The sequence below is a fragment of the Clostridium sardiniense genome (assembly GCF_019753795.1).
Lineage (GTDB): Bacteria > Bacillota > Clostridia > Clostridiales > Clostridiaceae > Clostridium > Clostridium sardiniense.
Window position 1 is genome coordinate 15,628 of record NZ_JAIKTU010000018.1, and the last position, 25,644, is coordinate 41,271.

Below are 25,644 nucleotides of genomic sequence, written 5' to 3' on the forward strand. Positions count from 1 at the left end.
ATTTAATCACTTCCCTTCTTAACTATTTTTTTAATATTTTCATATTCTTCAAGACTATTTATATCTTCTAAATAATCTTTAATTTCTTTTAACGTCGATTTAGATATTAACTCGTTTAACTCTTCTTCCTTAAACATAGTGTTATACTTTTTATATATTTCGCTACGTATATCATCTGTGATTTCTTCTTTTAACTCATTTTTTTCTTTTTGCATTTTTTCTACTTTTTGTCTTGCTATATTGTATCTCATTTCTTCTAATACTCTCTTTTCTAAAAGCTCGTCCATCTTTACTGCCATTAAATCTGCTATTTCATCTGTAAAATCTGCTTTTACATTCTCTAAATCTAAATCCTTATGAGTGTTTTTTACAAGTACATATCGCATTGAAGGTTTCCCCTTGAAAGTATCTTGCAAATATTCATATCTAAATTTCATTTTAGTTTTTTCAGTATTATATATTGGATATGCTTTAATTGGATTTCCATTTAAGTCTTTACGGTGCATTTGTCTAATTACAATATTTTCTCCAATTTCTAAAGCCATTAAATCATCGTATTTTATTACTCTTTCCTTATCTAAGCTTTCAGTTATTTGCTTATTGAGTTCTAAAACTTTTCCATTACGTGAATTTATAATCATTGTCTTATCACCAATTTGCTCTGATACCTCATTTGCCGTCTTACTATTTGTAGTTTTTAGATATATCGTAATACCACAAACATCTAAAATAGCTTGATAACTTTCTCCATAAGAATCCTTTAATTGCTGATATGATTGTATAACCATAAAGAAAGATATTCCCTTACCTAAACAAACAGATAATTTACTAGGGAAATCTTCAATTGGAACCATCGAACCTAATTCATCTAATAAGAACTTAACATCTCTATCACATCTACCATTCTCTTTTTGTTCTAACTTTTTAGATAAAACTCTATAAAGTTGACTTATAAAAACAGTTCCTAAAATATGATTTGATTTATCACTGTCTGGAATAGTTAAAAATACTGCTGTAGGCTTACTATTCTTATCATCTGAAACCTCATAAACCACCTCATAAGTTCCAAAATCTCCCCAATAAACTCTCATTGAATTAACCTCAACCTTTTCACTGATATTATTATTTTTCAAATCACTTGCTAATACATTCTCAAGTAACATTTCATCAGTTAATATTTGATTTTTATAAATAATAATTTCATCTTTAACATTGTGTAATTCAACTTTGTTTTCAGTCTTTTCAAAATTATTTATATCTGATTTTTTACTTAAAATTGATTTAAAATACTCTTCATTATCACCTTTGTATTCTTCATCTAAAATTTTTATCTTTACTTTTTTAGTTGCTCTTTTATAAAATCCTATTTCCTCTAAATCTATATCATTTTCAGCAGTAAATTTTGCAACCTTTTCGTAAGTATAAACTTGAAGTTTTTGAACTGCGGTAAACATCACACTAGCTCTTGTTCTTCCACTAGTAAATTTAACTGTATTATATTGCAACTTTGCTATTGATTTTTTTGGTAAACTATCAAAATACAAATCTAAAGCAGTTCCTACTACAGTTTCATCACTTCCAAGCTCTGATAACATACAAGCTAAAGAATATAAATTAACCTTTTTTTCTTCATTTTCCCAATGTTTTAATTCTTCATCTGAAAAACTTTTCTTTTCTTCATCAGTTTTTATACACTTCTCACATAATGCTAATATTAAGGCACTAGCAACGTCCATACTCGCATTATCCCAAATCGGATCAGTAGATTTAGCATTATAATAAATTGAATGTACAAATGTTCTACATCTTAATTGAGCTTCTCCAAAATCTCCTTCCTTATAAGCTTCCTTAATTATTTCAAGTGGATTATATCCATCTGAATTATCCATTTCCATTAAATTAATAACTCTTACATCATATCCTCTTTCTTCTAAAAGTTCTTTACTTAACCCACAAAGCTCTCCTTTAACATCATTTATGATAATACTTGCTTTTTCTTCTGCTCTTGAAAGTATATCTATATAAACTAGGATAATACCTTCACCCTTACCACTTCGTGATGTACCGATTAATATAGCGTGAATATCACTAGAATCTATATATATTAAATCTCCTTTTCTTGATACTGGAATACCACCCTTTCCTTTAAAGGACTTATCCTTTTCAGGAATACTCGGATATTGCTCTTTTATTTCTTCTAAGGTTGCTAATCTCATATCTCCTTTTTGACCTTTTTCTAACTCTCCAAAACTAGCTTTAATTGTAAATCTAATTTTCATATATAAAATCCCAACAACTATATAAGATATTAGATATAACCAAGCGTATTTAATAAATCTCGGAATTAAATATTCTAAAAAGAAATGTTTTTCATTTTTTAGAACACTTGATAACCCCAAACTCAAAAAATTACTTATTAAAGTAACTATTATTGTTGTAATAGCAACTATGCCTATTCCAAGCCACTTTAATGTAATATCATCTGCTAATAATTTAGCTATTTTTAATTGCCTTATACTTTTATCATTATCATTTAATTCTTCAATTTTTCCTTTGTACTTTTCACTATATTTTCTAAATTTCTTTTCCAAATTTTTAAAATCTCTTTTAATTTCATTTTTTATATCCATTAAATCACCTAACTAAAAAAGGAGCATTAAAGCTCCCTTTATTAAAATTTAACCATTGTTTGTATCCAGTCACTTAATTTAAATGCTCCTAAAACTAAAACAAGACCAAATACACCTCTAAGTAAATCTCCTTTAGCTTCACTAAAATGTTGTTTTTCTCCAAAACACTTATATCCTGCTTTAACTAAACAATATACAAATCCTATTCCTCCCCCCAATTGTGCCGCTAATAAAAGTGCCTTTCCAATTCCTATTAAACTTTCCATATAAAAAATTCCTCCTAAAATTGTATTTTTTTATTCTCCTAATTCTTTTGATGTTACAAGTGAATTTATTAATAATTCCACATTTTCATCTATTACTTTTTGATACTGTTTTTCTTGCCACTCATCAAAATTAATTCCTTTGTTTTCTAATATTTGTTTAGCAAGTTTTTGTTTTTGATTTTCTTCTTTTCCTTTCTTTGGAGCCATATTCTCACCCCCTTTCAAGTATTTTTTATATAAAAAAGAACTCAATCTTTACGATTAAGTCCTTAAATTTTCAATTACTAATTTTTTATTTTTCTGATATAATACTCTAATGACTAATGCTTATATATTACACTTACATATAATATTTATAAGCACCTAAAAAGCGACTACTCTAGTCGCTTTTTAGGTATTAATCTTTTTATTAATAGATAAATTTTAATATGAAATTTTTTTATCAAACATAGTCCTAGAATAATCCAAATTATCTTTTCAACATTAACTCCAGTATTATTGCTAATCTCAATCATTCCAACTAATAAAAATGGTACTAATAATGAACTACTTACCATACTAATTAATACATTAATAGCAGTAAAAATATTTATTTCTATCTTTTTATGATTATTCCAAAATAATTTAGTTGAAAATAAAAATATTTCCACAACCATAAATATCATAAAAAACGATATAACAATACTTTTATAATTAAAGATACTCCAATCCATTGTTCCAAAATAAATCAATTTTTATTACCTCTCTTTTTCTTAATTTCTTCTTTTGATATTGATACTACTTTGCTAATACATTCTACAATTTCATTATAGAAATACTTTATATATCCAAGTATTAGCATAATACATAATATATTTCCTGTATCTACATTATTCTGAATAATAGCTAACCCAATTAACACCAATGGTGTAATAATTGATATATACATACAACTAATTAGATATTTTATCGCCTTAATACAAGTTATTCTTTTTACCCTAAATGCTATTGCTATATATACTACCCACATCGAAAATAAAAACATAAATACATTAATAACTATTCCCCAATAATTTAACGTACTCCAATCTATTTTTGAAAATTCCATAGTTTTATAACCTTCTTTCTATTATTTTTTCATTATAAAAAGGTGTCCTCCTGGGACACCTTTTTCCTTTCAATATTTTAAATACCATTTTATCTTATATTAATTTTATTTATAAACTCATACATCGTTAGCTTATTACTTTTAAGTTACTTTGAATATATTTTTCCTTAAAATGTATTTTTCTTTATCACTTCAAATTATTCAGTAACTAATTCATCTAACTTAACACCTAATACATCTGTAATTTTTTTCACAGTATATATTCCTGGATTCTTCGTCTTACCATTTTCAATATTGCTTATTATTGCAATATCTAAATTGCTTCTTCTTGCAAGCTCTCTAGACGAAATTCTTCTTTTTTCCCTTAATTTTTTTATTTTTTTCATATATATTCACTTACCTTCCATAATATGTTATAATTCTGATGTATTTTTACATCAAATTTATTTTTAAGGAGTGATTTTTATGAATTTAACTTTAATATCACTACTAGGAGGTACATTATTTTTTCTATGCTTTATTATTTTTAAAATAATAACTTCACAAACACCTTCCAATATTGCCGCAAATGTAAACACTAATAATAAAACAATCAAAAATAGTTTTAATACCACAAATAATAATTCAGTAAACATCAATAATATTACCAACATAGATGTTAGCCCTTCTATGAAAAAATCTTCTAATTATGATATATCTTTAGTATTCCTTATAACTTTTCTAACTATTGTCGCTACAACAATTTTTTATTTTAAATACAAATCATACATCAATATTTTTATTATAGTTATTTCATGCTTATATTTATTACTTTTAGGATTGCATACTTATTTAAAATTTAATACTAGAAAAATGCTAATATCTCTTATATTTTCTATCTTTATAGTATGCTCATTATTATATTTTTATTATTTCCCATTATATACTCCTGAAAATATAAAAAATCTATATGATGCATCTCAAATAGATTTCAATCTAATTATATATAATCCAGAACCTGCTACATTTATTTTATTTAAACTAGCTGCATTTGCTTTTAGTATATCACTATTTTCTTATGAATTATTTTTATTATTTGTAAAAAAGATTTATTCTTACAAAGATATTTTTTATTATAAAATAGGTATATTTATTTTCATAATTATTTTTGAGTCTGGACTTATAAATAAATTGACATATTTTGTACAACATATCAATTAAATCATAAATCTAAACTTCTATAAAAGTGTATCTATAAGACACTTTTATAATTAATTTGATATAATATACTTAAATAAAATATTTATAAGCACCTAAAAAAGCGACTATATCAGTCTCTTTTTATATATTCTTTTTACTCATTTTTAATAACTTTTCTTACTAAATATAATACTATAATAATCCAAATTATTTTTTCAACATTAAAGATACTAAACTAATGATATTTATATTACAATAGCAACATTTAGTATCTTTAATGATATTTTTTCTCTCTTACTATTTCTCATATTTTCAATCTACTATATATTTTTCACACTAAAAAATAGGTCTAAACCTCTTTCTATCTATGTTGTAGTTACCCCACTACCCAAATAACCTATTCCTAGTTTTTTCTTTACTTTTTGCATTATTGATTTTTTTTTTGACTTCCTTAGACTTATCCTTTCTAGTTTGTCTAGGAATTGTCTTATCCTCACTATTTACTTTTTTCTCATCTTTAGCCTTAAATACTTTTACATCATCTATTTTATCTTGCCATTTTTCTACTCCTGCTCTATTAACATTTTTATTACTCTTTTTTTCTTTTATTTGATTTTCTATTACTTCTTCAATCTTTTCTAATACATCATCTTTTTTATCACTTTTACTTTCTTCTATTGTTATCTCATTCATTTTATCATCACTATTAAGTGTACTTGCTAGATTTTCACTATAACTTAGAAGCTCTCTAGCTTGTTTTACAGTTTTTATTCCTGCTTCATCTAAAACTTTTCCTAGTCTTATTAAATGTTTCTTTTTAGTTTCTGATAAATTAACTACCTTAATTTTTTCCTTTTCTTTTTTGACTTCTTCTATTTTTTTCTTTTGTTGTAATAACATTTCTATTTGTCTATCTATTTTTTCTAACCTTTTCTCAAATTTATGCATTTGATATTCCCCTTTCCAACTTCCATATTATTACATTTCTATATTAATTGCTTTTTTCCTCCTTTTTCCATATTTTTTATTTACCAAACTCCTCGAGAAATAAATATTAGATTTTTAGGTATGTATTCTTTCCATACATCTTTTAATACTTTGCTTATCTTTTTTTCTTCTTTTACAGCAAATATACAACATCTATTTAATATATTATTTTTCACACTATTCCTTCTATCTCTAACAAAAAATGTTTTACATAAATCATTCTCACATTTTGGTGATAGCTCTGTTTTTATTAACGCTGAAAATGGTATTTTACTATTGTACTCATCTTCCCCTATATGAATATCTATAATATCACTTAAAATACACTTACCTCCCTTAATCATTCCAAATGATTTATTAATATTAAATCTTATTTTTTCTATCACCATTCTTTTTGTATAGCCACTCTGACATATAATAGCTCCACTTATTATGTGATAATCCTTTTCTAAATCTGATACCTTATCAATAATATACTTTTTATTAATAAACTCCTCATATTCTCTGTAATCTACAATTTTTCTCTGCCTTTCAATTTTCATAAATAAATATTGCCCCTTAACTTCATTTCTACACTTTAAGTTCATACTCTATCACCTTTTTTCTAACTAAATTTTTTGCTTTTTCATCTGAAATACTTGCTACCTTCAATAATGAGAATGTAACAATATAAATCAAAATAATTCCAAAAATAATCACTATTTACACCACCCAAAAAATAATTTATAATAGCTTTAACATTATTAATTAATTATAGAAATCAAATGAAAAAGAACTATGGGGTTTTACTTCATAGTTCTTTTTTCTTTATGCTATTTTTGTTATATAAAAATTACTAATTTTTAAAAATTATGATATAATTAACATGATTTTATTTTCTATATAATTCACTAAAAACTACTAGAGCTAGGTACTTAATATGTACCTAGCTTTTTTGTTTGTAATCCACTTATCCAATGTGGTTCCCTTTATAATTTAATATAAAAAAATAAAACTTATTTAATAAGCTTTACTTTTCATATTAGCAATTTTTTGTTATACTGATTACTAAAATAATTTCTTAATTTACTAATATTTAAAATTTATTTAAAAAGAACTGAGTAACTAACCCTTTACTCAGTTCTTTTTCCATATACTAATTCATCTAATGAAACATTTAATACCTCAGCTATTTTACATACAGTATCTATCCTTGGATTTTTAGTATTATTTTTTTCAATATTGAATATTACTGATGAACCAACTCCAACTAAATTTGAAAGTTTTCTCAAACTAATGCTTTGTTCTTTTCTTAATCTTATTATATTTTCTGATAACATATATCACCTTATATTTATATAATTTTATATAAATATAACATACTTCAATACATATATGAATTACTTCTCACCTTTAACATCATTTAATATACTATCACTCTCGTCAATTTTATCACCTTTATAATCTATTCCTAATCCAGCTCTTGAAAATCCTATTTCAATAAATTGCCCCATAGAAACTCTTTCTTCTCTATTTTCAATAGCTTTATTATTTAATTCTTTTTTCAACTCTATCATATAAAAACACCTCAATTAATTTATTAGAAAAAGAGTTTTTTTCTCTTACGATGGTTATAATTAACAATACTTTTGACAATCCAACAACTATTCTTATATGGTACTAATACCAAATGGAATGAATCGATAAAATTTTAGATTCATTTTTAATAAGGGAGACCTAAACCTCTCCCTTCAATTTCATTATTAATTAAACTTTTATTTTTTCTTAAACTCCATTGTTTTTATCTTTAAAGTTCCAACTAAAAATATAAAAATTAAAGGTATACTGAAAAATAACATTTCTCTAAAGGATAACGAGCTTGGTTTAATATCTTCATATTCAGATTGTACAAAAGAAACTCTTTCCCCAGTAACAACTAGCCTATGAGTATTTATTCCATAGGGAGTACACGTTATTAAAGATACTAAATCTCGTCCTTTTTCAGTTCTTATGGAATTTATATCTTCTGGAAGAATTACCTTTATATCAGAAACTTTATAAGCTAGAGTTTTATCTAAAACCCTTATAAAAAATAAATCTCCTTTATCTAACTCATCTAAACGAGTAAATAACTTAGCACTAGGTAATCCCCTATGACCAGTTAAAACACTTCTCGTATTCGCTCCGCCTATCGGTAAGCTACTTCCGAATACATGACCAACACCAACCGATAATACTTCATCAGAAGTACCATGATATATCGGGAGCTTTACATTTATTTTAGGTATTTCTATACTTCCCATTACTCCATTACCCATATTTAATATATTGTTATAGCTATCCTCATTTAGAATACTATTTATATTATCAGTTTTATTAATATTAGGAGTTTGAACGGAGTACAATGCTCCATTGTACTCCACTCCTTTTTTATATTCATTTTCTAAATCATTTGTTTCTTTACTACAAACACTTTCACTATAAGTTTCAATTATATTCTTCTGACAATATCCTTCTATTAAGTTACTTACTATAGGATAAGAACAAATTAACAAGCCAACAATAAATAAACCCTTAACTAATAGCTTTTTTCCAGTCATAATTAATCCCTTATTTTTTCTTATTTTTCTTTAATAACACTGTTGAAGCAGTCATTAAACTTAATCCAATCCCTACTAAGTATAAAGTAGCACTAGAACCCGTTGCAGGTAGTTTCTTTGTAGCTTTATTTACAACTGTTACATTCAAAGAACCTTTGTTAACATCAGTATCTAAATTTAAATTATCTTCACTAAAAATACCACCCCAAAAGCCTTTAACTTTTGCAGTGGCATCTAATTTAACTAAAGTTTTATCTGTTGCACCATCACCCTTAATATAAGAGTTTCTATCATTTGTGAATGTAGGAACAATTTTTATCTCTATTGGATCAAGTAACGGTCTATAGCCATTTGGAGCTTGAGTTTCTTTTAAGTAGTAAATACCTTGGTCTAAACCAATAATATTAAACATTCCGTTTGCATTAGAAGCCATTTCAACTGCTCCTGCTGGAACTCCACTCGTAGCACTATCTCTATTTATTACGATATATCCATTAGCACCCTTTTTAACGTAAACTTCATTTTTACACTCTTTATCAGAATATAATCTAAACTTAGCATTTTCTAGCTTTACATTATTGTCATTTACTTTTAAGCCATTAATTTTATAAGTAAAGCATACTACAGTGTCCCATGGTGTTTCACCAATAGAACCATTTCCATAACCATCTGGATTATTTGAGAACTCTAATTTAACATCGTTCTCAAACCCTGGTCTACCAGTATCATTACTTGCCTTATCATTTAAAGTAGCATTATAAGATAAAGTAACCTTCTGCCCATATATATTCTCGCCTAAACTATTTTTTTGATTGAACTCTCTATCTACAATAGCCTTAATATCTTTAATTTCAACTTTAAATGTTTCTCCATTGCTTGGATTTTCTATAACATTGAATTCATTACTTTTCACTGTATAAGATTTTCCACTTTCATCTGAAATCTTAATAGAAACAGAATCCTTATGGAATGTTAGAGCTTTGTCCATCTTATCTCTCCATGCATAATAATAAGTGTTGTACCCGTTCATATTAGGTACGTTAGACTCAAACTTATAAGGTACTGTTTGACCTATCTCATAATCGGCTATATCATTCCACCCATTATTACCAACAGAATTTATATTATCATCTTCTTTTATTTTCTTAATTACAGTTGGAAAATCTGATTTAACTTGCATAGTAACATTAGGATTAGCAGTGTTTACCATACATAAAGAGCTTGCAGAATGAGTACCTGCAACTGCTGATGATTCATCAACTATATAATACCCAAACTCTAACCCAGTAAGTTGTATACTATTATCTTTTCTGACTTCTGTCACGTCAACAACATCTGATTTAATTCCTAACTTAACAATTTCATTTCTTAAATCTTCTACAAAGTATCTAAAATCACTATATCTCCCCTCATTAGCTTGATTATGATTAGAACCTTCAACCTTATTATTATTTAGAGATTGAATATAATCTATTATTTCATACTCTGTAACATCATTAGAATTTTTGTTTAATCTTTCACCTATAATGTTTTTTAAAGCTTGTGAATACTCTGGATTTACTGTGTAATTAATAGAATCACCACTAGCAGAACTTTGAGCATTAAATAGCTTATAAACATTAAATTTCTTCCCTATTAAACTTTGATTTGAATTATTACCATTTATAGTTATACTAGCTTTTCCATTACCAAAATCAGCTATACCATTTGGTGTAGATTTTGTAGTAAAAGCAAATGTCACTTGTTGCTTTATATTATCAGCGTGAGCCATTACTGGCAAAAAATTCGTTGTCATAACTCCTGTTACTAAAAAGCACGTTGCTATACATTTCAAAAATTTACGTTTCATCATATTCCCCCCTATTTTCCTTCCTACTTACTTTTTTAAGTAATAAAAAAGATACACCTATTAAACTAATTCCAACTACTATTAAAGGTATCATAGCCTTAGAACCAGTAGATGGTAGTTTCATAGATGTATAATTTACTACTTGTATACTTATTACTCTATCTTTAATATTTCCTTCTACATGAATATCACCACTTGTTGAGTTTTGATTGTATTCTTTACCATCTATAGTGGTAATAAATTCTCCAGTAACCCAGTTATTTTTAGTAACTACTACCTCATAAACATGTGGTTTACCATTAGAATCTACAGGTATTCTATACCCTTCTGGAGCTTTAGTTTCTTTTAGATAATACTTAACACCAACCTTTAAATTTTCAAATAATAACTCTCCGCTGCTATTTGAAATCGCTTTGCCTATTTCATTTTTACAATCTTTATCAGAGTATAAAGTGAACTCTGCTCCTTCTAAAGCAGTATTTTTTTCATTTACCTTAATAACTTTAATCTTAAAAGGACGTGATTTTGATTTATTTGTCATTTCTAATTTTACTACTTGTCCATTTTCAACTATCTCAAAGTCCATAGGCTCTGTATTTAAGATATATCCATCTAATGTTTTAACTTCAATTAATCTAAACTTTCCCTTATGAAGTCCACTTAATACTACCTTACCTTCTTCATTACTCTTTAAATTGAATTCTTTATCTTTATCAAAACCATCTAATCCGATTACCTTAAACTCAACATCTTTCATTGATTTTTTTGTATCTTCATCTAACTTTAATAGCTCCATTGAACCTGTTAACTTTTCATTTTCAACAGTAAAGCTATACTCTTTACTTTCGGTTATATTAACCTTAATAGGTGTATTGTCTATTACATATCCATCTAAACCCTTAACCTCAACAAAGCTATAATTACCAATTGGTAATTCTTTTGTTTTAGCATTTCCATTCTCATCAGTAACAACAGTTTCTAAGACATTATTTTTATCATCTAATACGTTAAATTCAACTCCTGCAAGACCTTCTTTTGTTTCCTTATCTATCTTATGAATTGAGATTGAACCCTTAATTAACCTATTAACTGCATTTATTGTTACAGTTTGCATATTTTCAGTTATAGTTGCAAAGTATTTCTTGCCATTTAAAATATATCCATTCGGAGCTTTAGTTTCTTGTGCATAGTATTCTCCATATGGTAGTAACTTTGTTATGGCTTCACCATTTTTATCAGTTATAACATGATCCACTACCTTATCAGTTGTTTTATCCTTTATATCGAACTCTGCACCATCAAGTAGCTTATCTCCATTTTCTTCATCTACTTTGATAATCTTTAATCTACCTTTGATAATATTATTAACTATGTTAATAGTATTTGTACTGCCTGCATTTACTTTGATTTTAGTATCTTTAGTTTTTATAATGTGTCCAACTGGTGCTTTATATTCTCTAAGAATATATTCTCCAACATTTAACTTTTCAAATTTTAATTTACCATTATCTCCAGTTGTTTGCGTTCTGTACTTAGTAACTCCATCAACATTATAGATACTAAAAGTTGCTCCTTTAAGTAACTTCCCTTCATCATTTTTCTTAACAACTTCAAAATCTCCAGTTGGTCTTAATCTTGCAGTTACAAATTCCTTATCATTTTGATTTGTTGGTAAACTTTCTAACTTCGCTACCTTTTGATAACCACTTTGAACTGGTATAAACTCAACTACCTTATCACTTATAAAATTACCTCTAAGCCTTAATTTAATATCAGTATTTATTGCATTATTTTTCGGAACTCTTAAATAGAACCTTTTATCATTTTTAGTTAAAGTAGTTACAACTTTGCCTGCTCCATTTACAATTTGTGTTCCTTTTGGTGCATTTTTAATGTCCATACTATAGCTTGTTAAATTACCTTTTATAGATACATTAATCCAATTGCTCTCATAATAACCATTACTATAGAGTTTAAAGTCATTCATTCTAGGACTTGCAGTAATACTTAACTCACTTGCTTTATCTACATTTCTATGCTTTTTTGCTTCATTTGATAAATTTATTATCTTATTTCTAAGTCCTATATCACCTATAGCATTCTTTATCCAATTACATTGACCAAGATAATAATGAATCGCTCCTTGTCTTACATAATAATCCTTCTTCCAATCTCCCGTATTAGGTTGAGATTTAATAATATAAGCTATTCCATTATCAAGATTTCTCCCCGAGTTATAAGTAACCCCGTTTGGTGTAGCTTTATTATGCTCTAAACAATAAGCATAAGAACCATCACTAAACTTTTTAGCAGGAAACATAAATTTATTTCCGTTAGTGTCCCAAATATACCCCAGTGGTGAAGATATTTGATTTACTTTCAATGTCTGCCTTGTAGATTTAACTATTTCTGTTGCATTAGCCACAAGTGGCGTTGTTAACACAAATAACAATGCAGTTGCCACTATTCTTTTACCATAATGGTTTATATGATTTTTTATCTTTTTTAAAATCACATTCATTCCCTCCTTAAATTTTTTCATTTTACACACTAAAAAACTCCTTGATGGAGGACTCCTTATTTTTTTAACCATATTAATCTCCTTCCAATTCTTCTAAATCTAAATACTCTTAAATTAATAAAAAGACATTAGTTAACAATTAACTAATGTCTTTTCATTTTCTTTTTTTTACCAAATCATTTGCAAATTTATATTGCCCCTTTAAATCATTCATACAACTTTCAAAACTACCTATAGGTCTATTTTCCCAAGGTTTTAATATATTTGCTTTCTGCTTCATTTCTTGATCTTTTTTCACTCTAACCTCTGCTCTCCCCATTCAAAGACAACTCCTATAATTTAAATTCAAGCAAATAAAATGACCTAAAGTAACTTTTACTCTAAGTCATAAAAAACAATTCTTATAAATAGCTTATTCTACCAATCATAACCAAAGCTCGCTACAACATAATATATACCTTCACTATCTTTATATACAGCTACAGCTCCTGTAGTATTTTCTTTATCTAGCATATTTTTCTTATGCCCTGCTGAATTTGCCCATTGATTTATATATGCTTGTGCATCTCCTTTTGTTTGCCCTAAACTTATTTGGTCAAAATCATGTCCATATGTTTTTGTCTTTGCGTTATATTCAGCTTGTGATTTAGCCCTTGCTTGTTCACTACTTGAATATTCTAATGCTTTAACACCATGACTTCTTCTATAATTATTAAGTGCATTAAATGTTTGTTGTGATAATGAACTCATATATTGCCATGTTCTTTGTGTTTTTGATGGTTTTTCAACTGGCTTTGATGGTTTATTATTTGTACTAGGTTTATTAGGTTTACTTGGTTTTGAAGTTGATGTATTCCCATTACCACTTGGCTTACTTGAGCTTGATGTATTTGGCTTTGATTGACTACCATTACTTGATGAACTTGAACTACTGCTTGGTTTACCATTTTGATTATTGCTTCCAGTCCCTCCAGTGCTTGAACTTGATTGACTATTTCCTTTTGAAGAACTACCATTGCCTGTACTATCTACTCTATTACCATTATGTGATTTTTCATCTGTTTTCTCATTATTATTTTCTCGTGAATTTTCAGTTGTATTACTATTAGTCTTATCTTCCGATTTATTTTCTTGATTATCTACTGGTCCATTTTCTTCATTGTCTTTTTTACTATCTATATTCTCATCTGCCTTATCTGATGTTCCTTCTACAGTTTCTTCCTGCTTTAATAAAGTGTCACTTTCCTTATTTTCTGCAACTTGCAAAGATTTATTTGTATATCTATATATACTGTATCCCCCACCAATTAATATAATACCTGCTAATGCTCCACCAATAATTCCTACACCTTTTTTATTTGCTTTTACCCAATTTAAAATCTTCTCTTTATTCATATACTATGTACCCTCTCTTTCTCAATTAAATCTAAACTTATGTCATTTTGTATTATAACTACTGGTCTTGTACCATCTTGCTCCGACCCTATTGAATTATCTATATTGCACCAAAAAACATCTCCCCTTTTACACCTCACGAAATCACCTCACAATAGGAATATATCTTTTAGGTAAATCTATAGGTCTAGTACTTTCATCATATTTATAGTGTAATATACCATTCTTTGTAGTTCTATAAGCACTTTTACAATTAATTACTAGCTGCTCTGTATTCATTGATTTTTTCAATCTATTGTCAATTTCTCTTTTAGCACATCTTCTTATATGTCTATTTAATTTTTCAATTTCAAATCTGTGTTTTTTTCTTTTTTCATGTAACGCCTTTATTTTAGCAAAATCTTCTCTAGTCCGAATATTTCTCTTAATATAGTTCTTTACAGTGTGTACACTTATCTCTAATTCTTCTGAAATCTCAGACGGGACAAATCCCGCTTTATATAAAGATAAAATGAACTTTTTAACTTTTTCTTTCTCCAAATACATTCCCCCATTCTAAAAAAAGTATATAATTATGACTATGTAGTTTGAATGAGGGGTCATTTCTTTAAAATGTATATTTATTCAAACTCAATTCATAAATAAAGTATAAAATTACAGAACTGTGACTATGTAGTTCAAGTGAGGGGTCATTTTTCAATTTTTCCCTTACTTTAAAACTAATTTAAAAATCACATAACTTATAAAAAATAATATAACTATGACTATGTTGTCTGATTGAGGGGTCATTTTCCTTCCCTCAATCAATTCACAAAGTCAAAAATTTAAATTTTATGAAATCGGTTGAAAAAACTAAATTTAATTAAATTTTCCAACTTCCTTATATCAAAGATAACAAAAAAAAATAGCCTTGTCAACAATTCGTTTCTTTATTTTTGCTTCGTTTTGTTTCATAGGCTGTAATAAGGTGATTTAGAGGTGATTTATATGAGACTAAATATTCCAAATAACTTGAAAAAATTTAGATTAGAAAAAAACTTAACTCAATTAGAACTATCAAAAAAATTAAATATATCTAGACAGAGACTTTCAAATTATGAACTTGGAAACAGAGAGCCTGATTTATTGACATTATTAAAGTTATCAAATTTTTTTAATTGTTCTATTGAAGAATTAATTTTAGATGATTTTGAAATACCTAATCAAATTAATTCTAATAAATTTAATATTAATAATTATTCAAAAATTTTATTTTTAGAAAAATTTAAAAATGAAAAAAAAGAATTGATTAAACAACAATTAGATATTCCTTTAGAAATTAAAAGATTAGAAAAATTGTTATATGAAGATATTCCAAATAAAATTAAAGAGATTGATACTCTAATAAAATTTTTAGAAAGTAATTCTCAAGAAAATAATAATTTTAAAAATACTAAAAACGATACTGAATTTTCAAGTGAATTATCAATAGATTTAAAAAATTTATCTGATGAAAAAACATCAAAAGAAAAAAATATAGATGATTATTCTAAGAAAAAGAAATCTGTTAAAATACCAGTTTACGATTTACCTATTTCAGCAGGAGTTCCAAAATACAGTGAAGAACCAATAATTGATGAATTAAGAACTTTAGAGTTAAAAAGACCATTAACAGAAGATAACTTAGAAGAATTTTATATATTAAAAGTCAGTGGAGATAGTATGAACAATATAGTTGATGATGGAGAAGAAATCTTAATACAAGGAACTAACTGTGTAGAAAATGGAGAAATTGCAGCAGTTACTTTATTAAATGATAGTGATAGTACCATTAAATATTATTATAGACATGGCAATGAAATTATATTAAAACCCAATAGTTCTAACCCAAAACATCATACTCAAAAATATAATTTGGATGAAGAAGAAATATTAGTACAAGGAAGATACATAGGAAAAGTAAAAGATTATTTGATACAAAGTGAAAGAGATTAACGTATTTGTTAATCTCTTTTTAAAAAAATATAATATTCTTATAGATGAATTTATATAAAAATAATCTGAAAAATTTTTCAATTTTATATTGCTAGTCCAACTTTCTATTTTTAATACATCTATTTAGCTCGAAATTACCCTTATTTATCTCCAAAAGTAGTTTTTGGTAGGAATAGGACCTTATCAGACAAAAACCTCTTAAAATCGATTTTAGACGTTGTAAATTTAACTTATAAGTTTATATTTAGATATTATTCCATAAAACAACAACTAATTTACATATATCTGATATTATTCTCTATTATATATAACTATATTGTTGTTGTTTATATATTGTTTGATATGTTTATATTGTTTAATATGTTTAGGACACCCTTTGAGTCCAGTATTTTCAATGGTTACCATTTTTAAAAGCAACTTTTAGTTAGTTAAAAACAACTTTTAGTTAGTTAAAAACAACTTTTAGTTAGTTAAAACAACTTAGTTTGTTGAAGGTTGCTTTTAGTTATGATATTATTTCTTTGAGGTGATTTTTTTGATTAAAAAAAATTATATAGTTTCACATAGTAATGATTTAGCATATAGCAAATATAATTTATCTATAAATTCTCAAAAATTAATAATGATTTTGGCTTCAAATGTACAACCAAATGATAATAAATTTAAGGAAATTGAATTTTCAGTAACTGAATTAGCTGAAATTTTAGAGGTTAGTAAAGAGAATATCTATAAAGAGCTACCTAAAATAACTGCTGAATTGGTTAGTAAGCTAATTTTATTTAAATACAATGACGAACTAGGAAATGAATGTTTTATGCAAGGAACTTTTTTAAGTACTGCTGAATATAAGAAAAATTTAAGTAAAGTTTTATTAGAATTTAGTCCTAAAATAGCTCCTTACCTATTGGAATTGAAAAAATATTTTTCTAAATATAAATTATATAATCCATTAAGTTTTTCAAGCAAATATTCACTAAGATTTTATCAATTATTTAAAGCAAATGAGATCAAAAGAGAATTTTGTATAGAATTAAGAACTATAAGGGATATTTTAGATTTGAAACAGAAATCTTATGAAAAATATAATAGATTAAAAGAAAAAGTTATAAATATTTCAGTAGAAGAAGTTAATAAATTTACTGATATTTATGTTGAGTTTGAAGAAATAAAAACAGGTAGAAAAGTAACCGCTCTTAAATTTTACATAAAAGAAAATTTAAAAAATAAAAAAGATAGTAATTTTGCAAAAATAGAAAATAAAATAGAAGAAATTAAAGAGAAAAAAGAAAATGATATAGTTCAAGATGAAGAAGAAAAAGAAAGAAAAATAGATGTGTTTGAAGATAAAAATATTAAATATTTATATGAGCTATTTGAAGAAAAAATAAGAAAAAAAAACATAGAAAAAATATTAGAAAATGCAGAAAATGATATAGAAAAAATAGAAAGAATTTATAATTATTCTAAAACACAAAATATAGATAATTTAGTTGGATTTATGATTAAAATGGTTAAGGGAGATAATTTCGTAGAACCAATAGAAGATAAAAAACAAATAACTTTTAATGATTTTCCTCAAAGAGAGTATGATTTTGATAAACTAGAAGATAATCTATTAAGACATTATCAAGATGAAAATATTCAAATAGAAGACGATTTAAAAAATAATGATAATGAATTAGAAATAAATGATATAGAGCAGGAAGAAGAAAAAGAAGAAATTATATATCGTTCAGAAATAGATACAGTAAAGATGTTTTTAGAAGAACAACTAAAAGGAATTTTTGGAGAAGTAAAATATAAAACATGGTTAAAATATGGGGTAGATAATTTAGATATAGATGATCAAAATATAGTACACTTTTATTTTACAAATTCATTTGCATTAAGTATGTTTGAAAGAGATTATAAAGATGTTTTACTAGAACTTATAAATAGCATTGAACCATTATTAAAATTAAATACACTTGTTAAAGTAGATTAAATTTAATCTACTTTTTTTATTATAAAAGATTCAATTAACAGTATATTTTAAAAATAAAATTACTTAGACTGAATAATTAAGATAAACAAGAAATATGGTTTGGTTATTAAAGTGTTATTTGGATTTTAATGGATATAAGTCTTAGTATATCAAAATTAAATAACAAATTATAGTCTTTTAATGAAATTATTTCCATGTTAAAATTTAGTTATATTGTTTTAATATGGGAGGATGGAATATGAAAAAAACTAATTTAATAAAATCAATTGCAGGAGCAATGGTTATTCTTATGGGGATATCATCAACTGATCTTGTTAAGGCCGATACTATACAAAATAAAAAATTTGAATCTATAGTTCAAGTGAATGATGTAGAAATACAAAAAACTCTACATGGATACTTGAGTAATAAATGGGAAGAAGCAAAAGAAGTAAAAATCATAAATAATGAATACATTGCAAAAGATAGTTTGCAAAAAACTTATGATAAGCTTAAATCACAATATGAGCATAAATGGCGTGAAGAAATTAGCGAAAAAATTGAATGGTACAAAATGAATATAAATATAAATTCAATAGATATTGTTAATGGATTTATAAAAGTTGATGTTAATAATGATGTTACATTCCAATATGAAGGTGTGGATGTTACAAGTGGTATTAAAGAGCATCATATAATATATCTTAAAGAAGAAAATGGAAATATATTGGTTGATAAAGATATTTTTGATGATTCACTATCAGAAATAGAAGATATAAAAAATATAGAAACTGACTTTTCTATAGATTATAATTTTAATAAATATATTAATGAAAAAATAGAAAAAGTTACTTCTAATTTAAAAGTAATAAATGATTCTATAAATCAATATAAATCGGATATGAAAAAAAATATTAAATTATCTAAAGATAATTTAAACAGTAGTACTAGATTATATCCACGTTATAATGGATCTAAAGCTGCATCTTGGGCTCTTCAGCATGTATATGATAATGAGGTATGGCCAGGTGACAATTGTACTTATTTCGTTTCTAGTGCATTACATGCAGGAGGGCTTCCAACCGATAAGACTTGGTATAAGGATAAATGGTGTCCTGCTTGGATAAGAGTAATTGAATTAAGAAATTGGTTATTAAATAAGGGTTATGCAAAAGAAACTGTAGGACAAGCTTATGGTAATGAAGGGGACGTAATTCAATTGTTTAATAAATCTAAGAACAATTGGAGTCATTCAGTTATTGTTACGTATACTAATCATCGATATGGCAATTGTTATGTTTCAGCTCATAGTAATAAAGCTTATAATGTGTCAGTAAGAAATTATTATCCATCTTCAACATATTCAAATGCAAGAACTTTAAGATTATCATAATATGGAACCAGTATGAATAAGAAATTAAAAATTACAGTAATAGCATTTGTATTTGTATTTAGTATGCTTTTTATCTTTATAAGAATTGGTAATTCACCTGAAAGCGTAATAAAAGATTATATAAAATATATGGATACACAGAATATCAATAAATTAAACAGTTGTCGTACTTATAATTATAGAATATCAAATGAAGGTTTAGAAACTATAAAAAATATAGAAAGTATGAAATTGCTTGATATAGAAGTTATAAATGATGAATCTATTTATAACACATATATGCATAATGGGAACGGATCACTTTATCATGATTTATCAATAAATGATATAAAAATATATCAAGTTAAATATGATATAAAATATAAAGATGATAATAAAGCAGTTACTGATAGCGGAGAATATATAAAAAAATATTTCTTGATTAAAGAACATGGTAGTAGAAAATGGAAAATAGATGATATAGGCCAATGATACTTTAATTATGCCTTATATAAAAATATTTCATAAAATAGCTTAACTTAAATTGAATATTTTAATGATTTTAAACCATTTAAAAAGGATGATTTTAAAAAAATCATCCTTTTTTATTTAGTATAAGTAACTATTTTTCTAAATTTTAAAAATTAAATACAGTTGTTAAAGTAGCTATTTGTATTTTTAAAATTATTTTATCCGACTATATTATATTACCATAAAATTCATAATTTTATAAGACTTGTATTTACACCTTATTTCCCTCAAACTTATATTAAAATAGAAGGGGGAATTTATTATGAATAATAAAAAAAATAACTAGTCCTATATTAAGTGGAGTGCTAACAATGTCTATAATAGATCAACCTGTATTAGAAAAAGCTAATGAACTTGCTAATAATTCTACTCCTATTATAGGAAAAAATAATCAATATAAAGAATATTATCAAAACATTATTGAAAATAGAGTCAAAATATTAACAGATACAGACTTTGATAAAATAAATAATATAGTACTTGAAAAAGAAAAAAGTAATCCAGAAACTGTTGTTAAATACATCAATAACGGATGACTATGGAAAATTATAAATAATAAACTTACAGTTACGATTCTAGTGGAAGAAGGTAAATATCATGAATAAAAAAGTATTTATAATATTAATAACAATTATATTATTTTCAGTTTTAATATACTTTACAATCTTCTCTAAAAATTATATAAATATAGAAATTAAAAACAATACAAATTCAACAATAAATAATTTAAAAATAACTTCAAAATCGTTGAGAAACGACATAAATATTCCAACAATAAAATCAAATGAAAATTATAAAATTAAAATAGATCCAGAAAAAGAATTTACAGAAGGAGCAGCAAGCATTCAACTAGAGTATATTAATACAAAAAATCAGAAAGAACTTTTCACTATAATAGGATATACAGAAGGCTCTGCTGAAAATGTAAAAATATTACTCAAAAATTATGAAAAAGGAAGATTGATTATTAATATAAATGGAGAAGAAATGCATGGTGTAAGCGAGAAAGAAATGTATGGAGAAGAAACAAATACAAATCAAAATTAAAACCTAATAGTTCTAACCCAAAACATCATATTCAAAAATATAATTTAGGTGAATAAGAAATATTAGTGCGAGGTAGATCCATAGGAAAAGTAAAAGATTATGTGAAAGAGATTAACGTATTTGTTAATCTCTTTTTTAACAAGAAAATGTAATATTCTTACAGATAAATTTAAATAAAAATAAGTTGAAAAATTTTTCAATTTTATATTGCTAGTCCACCTTTTTGTTTTTAATATATCTATTTCGCTTAAAATCACCCCTATTTGCCTTTAAAAATAGTTTTTGGTATAAATAGACCTTATCAGATAAAAATCCCTTAAAATCGATTTTTGGCGCTATAAATTTAACTTATAAGTCTATATTTAGATATTGTTCCATAAAACAACAACTAGCTCCCATATATTCGATATTATTTTCTCTATATATATAAATATTATATATAACTATATTGTTGTTGTTTATATATTGTTTAATATGTTTATATTGTTTAATATGTTTAGGACACCATTCTAGCCTAGTGTTTTCAATGCCTCTCATTTTTTAATATACCTTTTTCATACCCAAATATACCTTTTTCATACCATAAATATACCTTTTTCATACCCAAATATACCTTTTTCATACCATAAATATACCTTTTTCATACCTAAATATACCTAAACTTTATAAAAGGTATATTTATGGTATAATGGTTTTAGGAGGGATTTAAATTGAATAAAAATAATTTAGTTAGTAAGAGTAATGAATTAATAAAAGCAAGATACAATTTAAATTTGCAAGAACAAAAACTTATATTAACTTTAGCTAGTTTAGTTCAGCCAGATGATAGTGAGTTTAAAACATATTCTTTTTCTGTGAAAGAATTTATGGATTTATTAAATATAAAAGATAAAAGTACATATAAAAATTTAGATAAAGTAATAAAAAGTTTAATGGAAAAAACATTTATTATAAAAAAAGATTATAATAAATTTATAAGAATATCGTGGTTAAGTAGTTCTGAATACTCAAATGGTACAGTTGAATTAGAGTTTAGTGGAAAACTTAAACCATATTTATTAAAATTAAAAAGCAATTATACAAGTTATAAATTAGAATATGCATTAAAATTAAGAAGTTGTTATAGTCTTAGAATGTATGAAAATCTTCAATCAAATATATTCAAAAAATCTTTTATAATAAATATTGATGAATTAAAATCTATTTTAGAAGCTGATTCAAAAACGTATAATACATATGGAGTATTTAAACAGAAAATTTTATTAAAGGCTCAAAAAGAGTTGAAAGAAAAAACAGATATAGAATTTGAGTTTGAAGAAATAAAAACAGGGAGAAAAGTAACAGCTCTTAAATTTTATATAAAGGAAAATAAGAAAAATAAAAATAATTTTATAGAAGTAGAAAATAAAATAGAACTAGATAAATTTGAAGATGAAAATATCAAATATTTATATAATCTATTTGAAAAAAAAATAAGTAAAAAAAATATAGAAAAAATATTAGCAAATGCAGAAAACAATATAGAAAAAGTAGAAAGGATTTATAATTATTCTAAAACACAAAATATAGAAAATTTAGTTGGATTTATGCTTAAAATGGTTAAAGGTGATAATTTCATAGAACCAGTGGAAGATAAAAAACAAATAGTATTCAATGACTTTATTCAAAGAGAATATGATTATGATAGTTTAGAGAATAAATTATTGGGTTGGGATAAGGATAATCAAGATGAAAATACTCAAATAAAAGATAACTTTAAAAATAATGATAGTGAATTAAAAATAAATGACATAGATCAGGAAAAAGAAGAAATTATATATAGTTTAGAAATAGATACAATAAAAAGCTTTTTAGAAGAACAGCTTATAACAATTTTTGGTGAAGTAAAATATAAAACATGGTTAAAATACGGAGTTGATAAGTTAGATATAGGAAATAAAGATGAAGTGCAGCTATATTTTTCAAATCTCTTTGCGCTAAATATGTTTGAAAGAGATTATAAAGATATATTATTAGAGCTTATAAATAGTATTGAACCAAATTTAAAATTAAAATCAGTTATTAAATAAATTAAAAATGTTTATAATTTGATTTAGTTAGAAAAATAGATTTAAAATTAAAACTAGTATAATAAAAAAAGAGATTACTATCTTCTCCTAATCTAGTAATCTCTTTTTTTGCTATAAAATTTTACAAAAGTAAAAAAGTAAAGTTTATAATATTATAAAATATAGTTATATATATAATATTAAATAAATATAAATAAATTCTTATCTAAATATGTATAAAATAAAAAGAGCAATACCTATATTTAATTTTATAAAGTAAGGTAGTACTCTTTTTTATTAGTAAATCACTCAGGCATTGAAGCAATTGAGCTTTTAAAACTATCTTCAAGTGAAGAGTTTTTTATTTGAAGTTTTTTTTCTATATTTTCTATATCATCAATATTTTCAGTTTCAACTGTTATTTCATCACTATAATTAATAAAACTATGATTTTTTAAGTCTTTAATCATACCTTTTATTTCCTCAAAATTTGTTTTTTTAGGTAATTCTACTAGTATAATTCTTTCTAATGCTGAACTTGCACTAGAAAGGTTATATTTATTTTTATATTCCTCTATAGTTCTAATAACATCTTCCTCTAAACTATATGCTTTTGTTTTTTTCATATAATATCTCCTTTAGAAGTTCATTGTTCCCATTAACCATAGTCCTTTTGCAGTAGCCATTTGAGGTTCTTGAACAATTTTGAATTGTTTATCAAACTTCATATTTAATACTGTTCCTCCAGCGATGAAAATATCCATTTCAGATAAGTTAATCCATTTATCTTCTACTGTTTGTTCTATATTTTCACTTGCTATAATATAAGCCTTTTCTTTCAAGTTATCGTAATCATCACTAGAATCTATTTCATTTAGATCCTTTATTATTCCTTGTTCCATAAGTTTATCTTTAACATTTGACATTACACTTCTATTTCCAAATTCAATAGTATCACTTTTTTTGTCATTAAACTTTAATCCTTTATCAAAATATGATAATTCAGTAGTTCTAAAACCTATACTTACTAAACCAACTGGCTTAATATTTTTTTCATTGTTTCTTACCTGCCAGTAAAGAGCAGCGTCACTTTCTCTACCTATCATAATATCTGCAATAGTAATATTTTTATATCCACCATTAATTTTATCTTTTATTTTTAGGTTTTTGCCTTTATATGTTTCAATTATTTCTTCTAGAACAGACTTTCTAAATGATTTATATGGAACACCTAACATTATTTTTATATTATCTTCAACTGCTAATTTATTTAATGCTGCTGCCATTAAAACTTGAACTGTATTGCTAATTTTACTATCCTTACTATTTCTAATAGGTGTTTGGCTTTCTTTTTCTGCTAGGAGTCCTACAAACCAATCTTCATTAGAATATTCTATCAATATAGGATCATTATGTTGACTAAAATCTAGTTCTCTACCTTCCCCTATGATACTTTTAAATAAGCATTCTTTAACTATCCCATTTATTTCTGTATACCCTTTAACGTACCCCCTACCTATATCTAATCCTATTATTTGCGTTTTTATACTAGTTTTATTCATTTTTTATACCTCCACAATAACATTATTAATAGATCAAAATTTTACTATTGATTTTTCAATATATAAGTTAATTATAAATAGGTGTTATTGAGTTGTCAATAATATAATATTGATATACCAATAATAAAGAATTTAGCATATTAGTATATATTGAAATCACAATGTATTAATATTGTAATTTAAATATGAGGTTTATAATACAGAAATAGATATTGAAATCACAATATATTAACATTGTGATTTCAATAGTATATGTTGATTTATGTTTAAGATATTTATATATTGAGAATTAAATACAAAGATATTGTAATCTCAATATATTAATTTTACGAATAATATTTTATAATGATATTTATTTTTTGCAATAATATATAAGGTTTAATTATATATGTTTATTTGAATTTTTGGAGTATAAAAATGCATAAATCATAAAGATTGATTTAATTAAAAACTTTTTTAGTATAATATTTTAATTTTTATAATAAGTTTATTTCTTTATTTATATTAATCAGACAAATCATTTTATAAAAAATTAAAATAAAAAACCGTCATTCCTTATTGAATGATGGTTTTTTATTTGTGAATCATGTTGATATTTTTATTAATTTAATAAAAATTTTTATGTAATTATAAATAATAAACTAAATAGTATTT

27 protein-coding genes and 1 pseudogene are annotated in these 25,644 nt (G+C 25.0%); 7 read left to right on the forward strand and 21 right to left on the reverse strand.

The window, feature by feature from the left end:
• Positions 1 to 2: 2 nt before the first annotated feature.
• The 19 genes and pseudogenes from K5V21_RS17215 to K5V21_RS17300 all read right to left on the reverse strand — a co-directional run bounded on the left by K5V21_RS17215 (position 3) and on the right by K5V21_RS17300 (position 15,033).
• Positions 3 to 2,630 (reverse strand): VirD4-like conjugal transfer protein, CD1115 family, encoded by a 2,628-nt coding sequence (locus K5V21_RS17215; protein ID WP_245000769.1) that lies wholly within the window; start codon positions 2,628 to 2,630, stop codon positions 3 to 5.
• Positions 2,631 to 2,671: 41 nt separating this feature from the next.
• On the reverse strand, positions 2,672 to 2,896 hold the full coding sequence (locus K5V21_RS17220) for a hypothetical protein (RefSeq protein WP_221862310.1): 225 nt from the start codon (positions 2,894 to 2,896) through the stop codon (positions 2,672 to 2,674).
• A 30-nt stretch (positions 2,897 to 2,926) separates the two neighbouring features.
• A complete protein-coding gene (locus K5V21_RS17225; RefSeq protein WP_221862311.1) occupies positions 2,927 to 3,103 on the reverse strand; it encodes a hypothetical protein in 177 nt (58 codons plus the stop codon).
• A gap of 167 nt (positions 3,104 to 3,270) precedes the next feature.
• On the reverse strand, positions 3,271 to 3,627 hold the full coding sequence (locus tag K5V21_RS17230) for a hypothetical protein (protein ID WP_221862312.1): 357 nt from the start codon (positions 3,625 to 3,627) through the stop codon (positions 3,271 to 3,273).
• The gene (locus K5V21_RS17235; RefSeq protein WP_221862313.1) at positions 3,624 to 3,983 is read right to left on the reverse strand and encodes a hypothetical protein; all 360 of its coding nucleotides are present in this window, start codon (positions 3,981 to 3,983) and stop codon (positions 3,624 to 3,626) included. Before K5V21_RS17235 ends, K5V21_RS17230 begins: the two co-directional genes overlap by 4 nt.
• A 197-nt stretch (positions 3,984 to 4,180) precedes the next feature.
• A complete protein-coding gene (locus K5V21_RS17240; protein WP_221862314.1) occupies positions 4,181 to 4,369 on the reverse strand; it encodes a helix-turn-helix domain-containing protein in 189 nt (62 codons plus the stop codon).
• A gap of 63 nt (positions 4,370 to 4,432) precedes the next feature.
• Positions 4,433 to 4,636 (reverse strand): hypothetical protein, encoded by a 204-nt coding sequence (locus tag K5V21_RS17245; protein ID WP_221862315.1) that lies wholly within the window; start codon positions 4,634 to 4,636, stop codon positions 4,433 to 4,435.
• A gap of 910 nt (positions 4,637 to 5,546) precedes the next feature.
• Positions 5,547 to 6,110 (reverse strand): hypothetical protein, encoded by a 564-nt coding sequence (locus tag K5V21_RS17250; RefSeq protein WP_221862316.1) that lies wholly within the window; start codon positions 6,108 to 6,110, stop codon positions 5,547 to 5,549.
• A gap of 80 nt (positions 6,111 to 6,190) precedes the next feature.
• The gene (locus K5V21_RS17255; protein WP_221862317.1) at positions 6,191 to 6,736 is read right to left on the reverse strand and encodes a hypothetical protein; all 546 of its coding nucleotides are present in this window, start codon (positions 6,734 to 6,736) and stop codon (positions 6,191 to 6,193) included.
• The gene (locus K5V21_RS19590) at positions 6,720 to 6,848 is read right to left on the reverse strand and encodes a hypothetical protein (protein ID WP_280637822.1); all 129 of its coding nucleotides are present in this window, start codon (positions 6,846 to 6,848) and stop codon (positions 6,720 to 6,722) included. Before K5V21_RS19590 ends, K5V21_RS17255 begins: the two co-directional genes overlap by 17 nt.
• Positions 6,849 to 7,261: 413 nt before the next feature.
• Entirely contained in the window at positions 7,262 to 7,468 is a 207-nt protein-coding gene (locus K5V21_RS17260; protein WP_221862318.1) for a helix-turn-helix domain-containing protein, read from the reverse strand.
• Between the two features lie 60 nt (positions 7,469 to 7,528).
• Positions 7,529 to 7,705 (reverse strand): hypothetical protein, encoded by a 177-nt coding sequence (locus K5V21_RS17265; RefSeq protein ID WP_221862319.1) that lies wholly within the window; start codon positions 7,703 to 7,705, stop codon positions 7,529 to 7,531.
• A 198-nt stretch (positions 7,706 to 7,903) separates the two neighbouring features.
• Positions 7,904 to 8,728: a class C sortase gene (locus K5V21_RS17270; RefSeq protein ID WP_245000770.1), complete on the reverse strand. Its 825-nt coding sequence runs from the start codon at positions 8,726 to 8,728 to the stop codon at positions 7,904 to 7,906.
• Positions 8,729 to 8,738: 10 nt separating this feature from the next.
• On the reverse strand, positions 8,739 to 10,580 hold the full coding sequence (locus K5V21_RS17275; protein WP_221862320.1) for an isopeptide-forming domain-containing fimbrial protein: 1,842 nt from the start codon (positions 10,578 to 10,580) through the stop codon (positions 8,739 to 8,741).
• A complete protein-coding gene (locus K5V21_RS17280; protein WP_221862321.1) occupies positions 10,567 to 13,092 on the reverse strand; it encodes a SpaA isopeptide-forming pilin-related protein in 2,526 nt (841 codons plus the stop codon). Before K5V21_RS17280 ends, K5V21_RS17275 begins: the two co-directional genes overlap by 14 nt.
• Positions 13,093 to 13,252: 160 nt before the next feature.
• The gene (locus K5V21_RS17285; protein WP_221862322.1) at positions 13,253 to 13,417 is read right to left on the reverse strand and encodes a hypothetical protein; all 165 of its coding nucleotides are present in this window, start codon (positions 13,415 to 13,417) and stop codon (positions 13,253 to 13,255) included.
• A 98-nt stretch (positions 13,418 to 13,515) separates the two neighbouring features.
• On the reverse strand, positions 13,516 to 14,493 hold the full coding sequence (locus tag K5V21_RS17290; protein ID WP_221862323.1) for a CAP domain-containing protein: 978 nt from the start codon (positions 14,491 to 14,493) through the stop codon (positions 13,516 to 13,518).
• Between the two features lie 38 nt (positions 14,494 to 14,531).
• Positions 14,532 to 14,633, reverse strand: a pseudogene (locus tag K5V21_RS19435) (type II toxin-antitoxin system PemK/MazF family toxin); the annotation flags it as partial.
• A gap of 4 nt (positions 14,634 to 14,637) precedes the next feature.
• Entirely contained in the window at positions 14,638 to 15,033 is a 396-nt protein-coding gene (locus tag K5V21_RS17300; RefSeq protein ID WP_221862325.1) for a helix-turn-helix transcriptional regulator, read from the reverse strand.
• A 447-nt stretch (positions 15,034 to 15,480) separates the two neighbouring features.
• On the opposite strand from K5V21_RS17300, the gene K5V21_RS17305 reads away from it, so the two are divergent.
• From K5V21_RS17305 to K5V21_RS17335, 7 genes are all read left to right on the forward strand, one after another.
• Complete coding sequence (locus K5V21_RS17305; RefSeq protein WP_221862326.1) at positions 15,481 to 16,467, forward strand: helix-turn-helix domain-containing protein; 987 nt, start codon at positions 15,481 to 15,483, stop codon at positions 16,465 to 16,467.
• A 535-nt stretch (positions 16,468 to 17,002) separates the two neighbouring features.
• Positions 17,003 to 18,451, forward strand: a complete 1,449-nt coding sequence (locus K5V21_RS17310; protein ID WP_221862327.1) for a replication initiation protein — start codon at positions 17,003 to 17,005, stop codon at positions 18,449 to 18,451.
• Positions 18,452 to 18,689: 238 nt separating this feature from the next.
• Positions 18,690 to 19,823: an amidase domain-containing protein gene (locus K5V21_RS17315; protein WP_221862328.1), complete on the forward strand. Its 1,134-nt coding sequence runs from the start codon at positions 18,690 to 18,692 to the stop codon at positions 19,821 to 19,823.
• A gap of 12 nt (positions 19,824 to 19,835) precedes the next feature.
• Positions 19,836 to 20,294, forward strand: a complete 459-nt coding sequence (locus K5V21_RS17320; RefSeq protein ID WP_221862329.1) for a DUF4829 domain-containing protein — start codon at positions 19,836 to 19,838, stop codon at positions 20,292 to 20,294.
• 350 nt (positions 20,295 to 20,644) lie between these two features.
• Entirely contained in the window at positions 20,645 to 20,869 is a 225-nt protein-coding gene (locus tag K5V21_RS17325; RefSeq protein WP_221862330.1) for a hypothetical protein, read from the forward strand.
• A gap of 61 nt (positions 20,870 to 20,930) precedes the next feature.
• The gene (locus K5V21_RS17330; protein WP_221862331.1) at positions 20,931 to 21,380 is read left to right on the forward strand and encodes a hypothetical protein; all 450 of its coding nucleotides are present in this window, start codon (positions 20,931 to 20,933) and stop codon (positions 21,378 to 21,380) included.
• Between the two features lie 710 nt (positions 21,381 to 22,090).
• Positions 22,091 to 23,449 (forward strand): RepB family plasmid replication initiator protein, encoded by a 1,359-nt coding sequence (locus tag K5V21_RS17335; protein ID WP_221862332.1) that lies wholly within the window; start codon positions 22,091 to 22,093, stop codon positions 23,447 to 23,449.
• Positions 23,450 to 23,733: 284 nt separating this feature from the next.
• Here K5V21_RS17335 and K5V21_RS17340 read toward each other — a convergent pair whose 3' ends face one another.
• Together K5V21_RS17340 and K5V21_RS17345 are read right to left on the reverse strand one after the other, a co-directional pair.
• Positions 23,734 to 24,054, reverse strand: a complete 321-nt coding sequence (locus K5V21_RS17340) for a hypothetical protein (RefSeq protein ID WP_221862333.1) — start codon at positions 24,052 to 24,054, stop codon at positions 23,734 to 23,736.
• Positions 24,055 to 24,066: 12 nt separating this feature from the next.
• On the reverse strand, positions 24,067 to 24,990 hold the full coding sequence (locus K5V21_RS17345) for a ParM/StbA family protein (protein WP_221862334.1): 924 nt from the start codon (positions 24,988 to 24,990) through the stop codon (positions 24,067 to 24,069).
• Between the last annotated feature and the right edge of the window lie 654 nt (positions 24,991 to 25,644).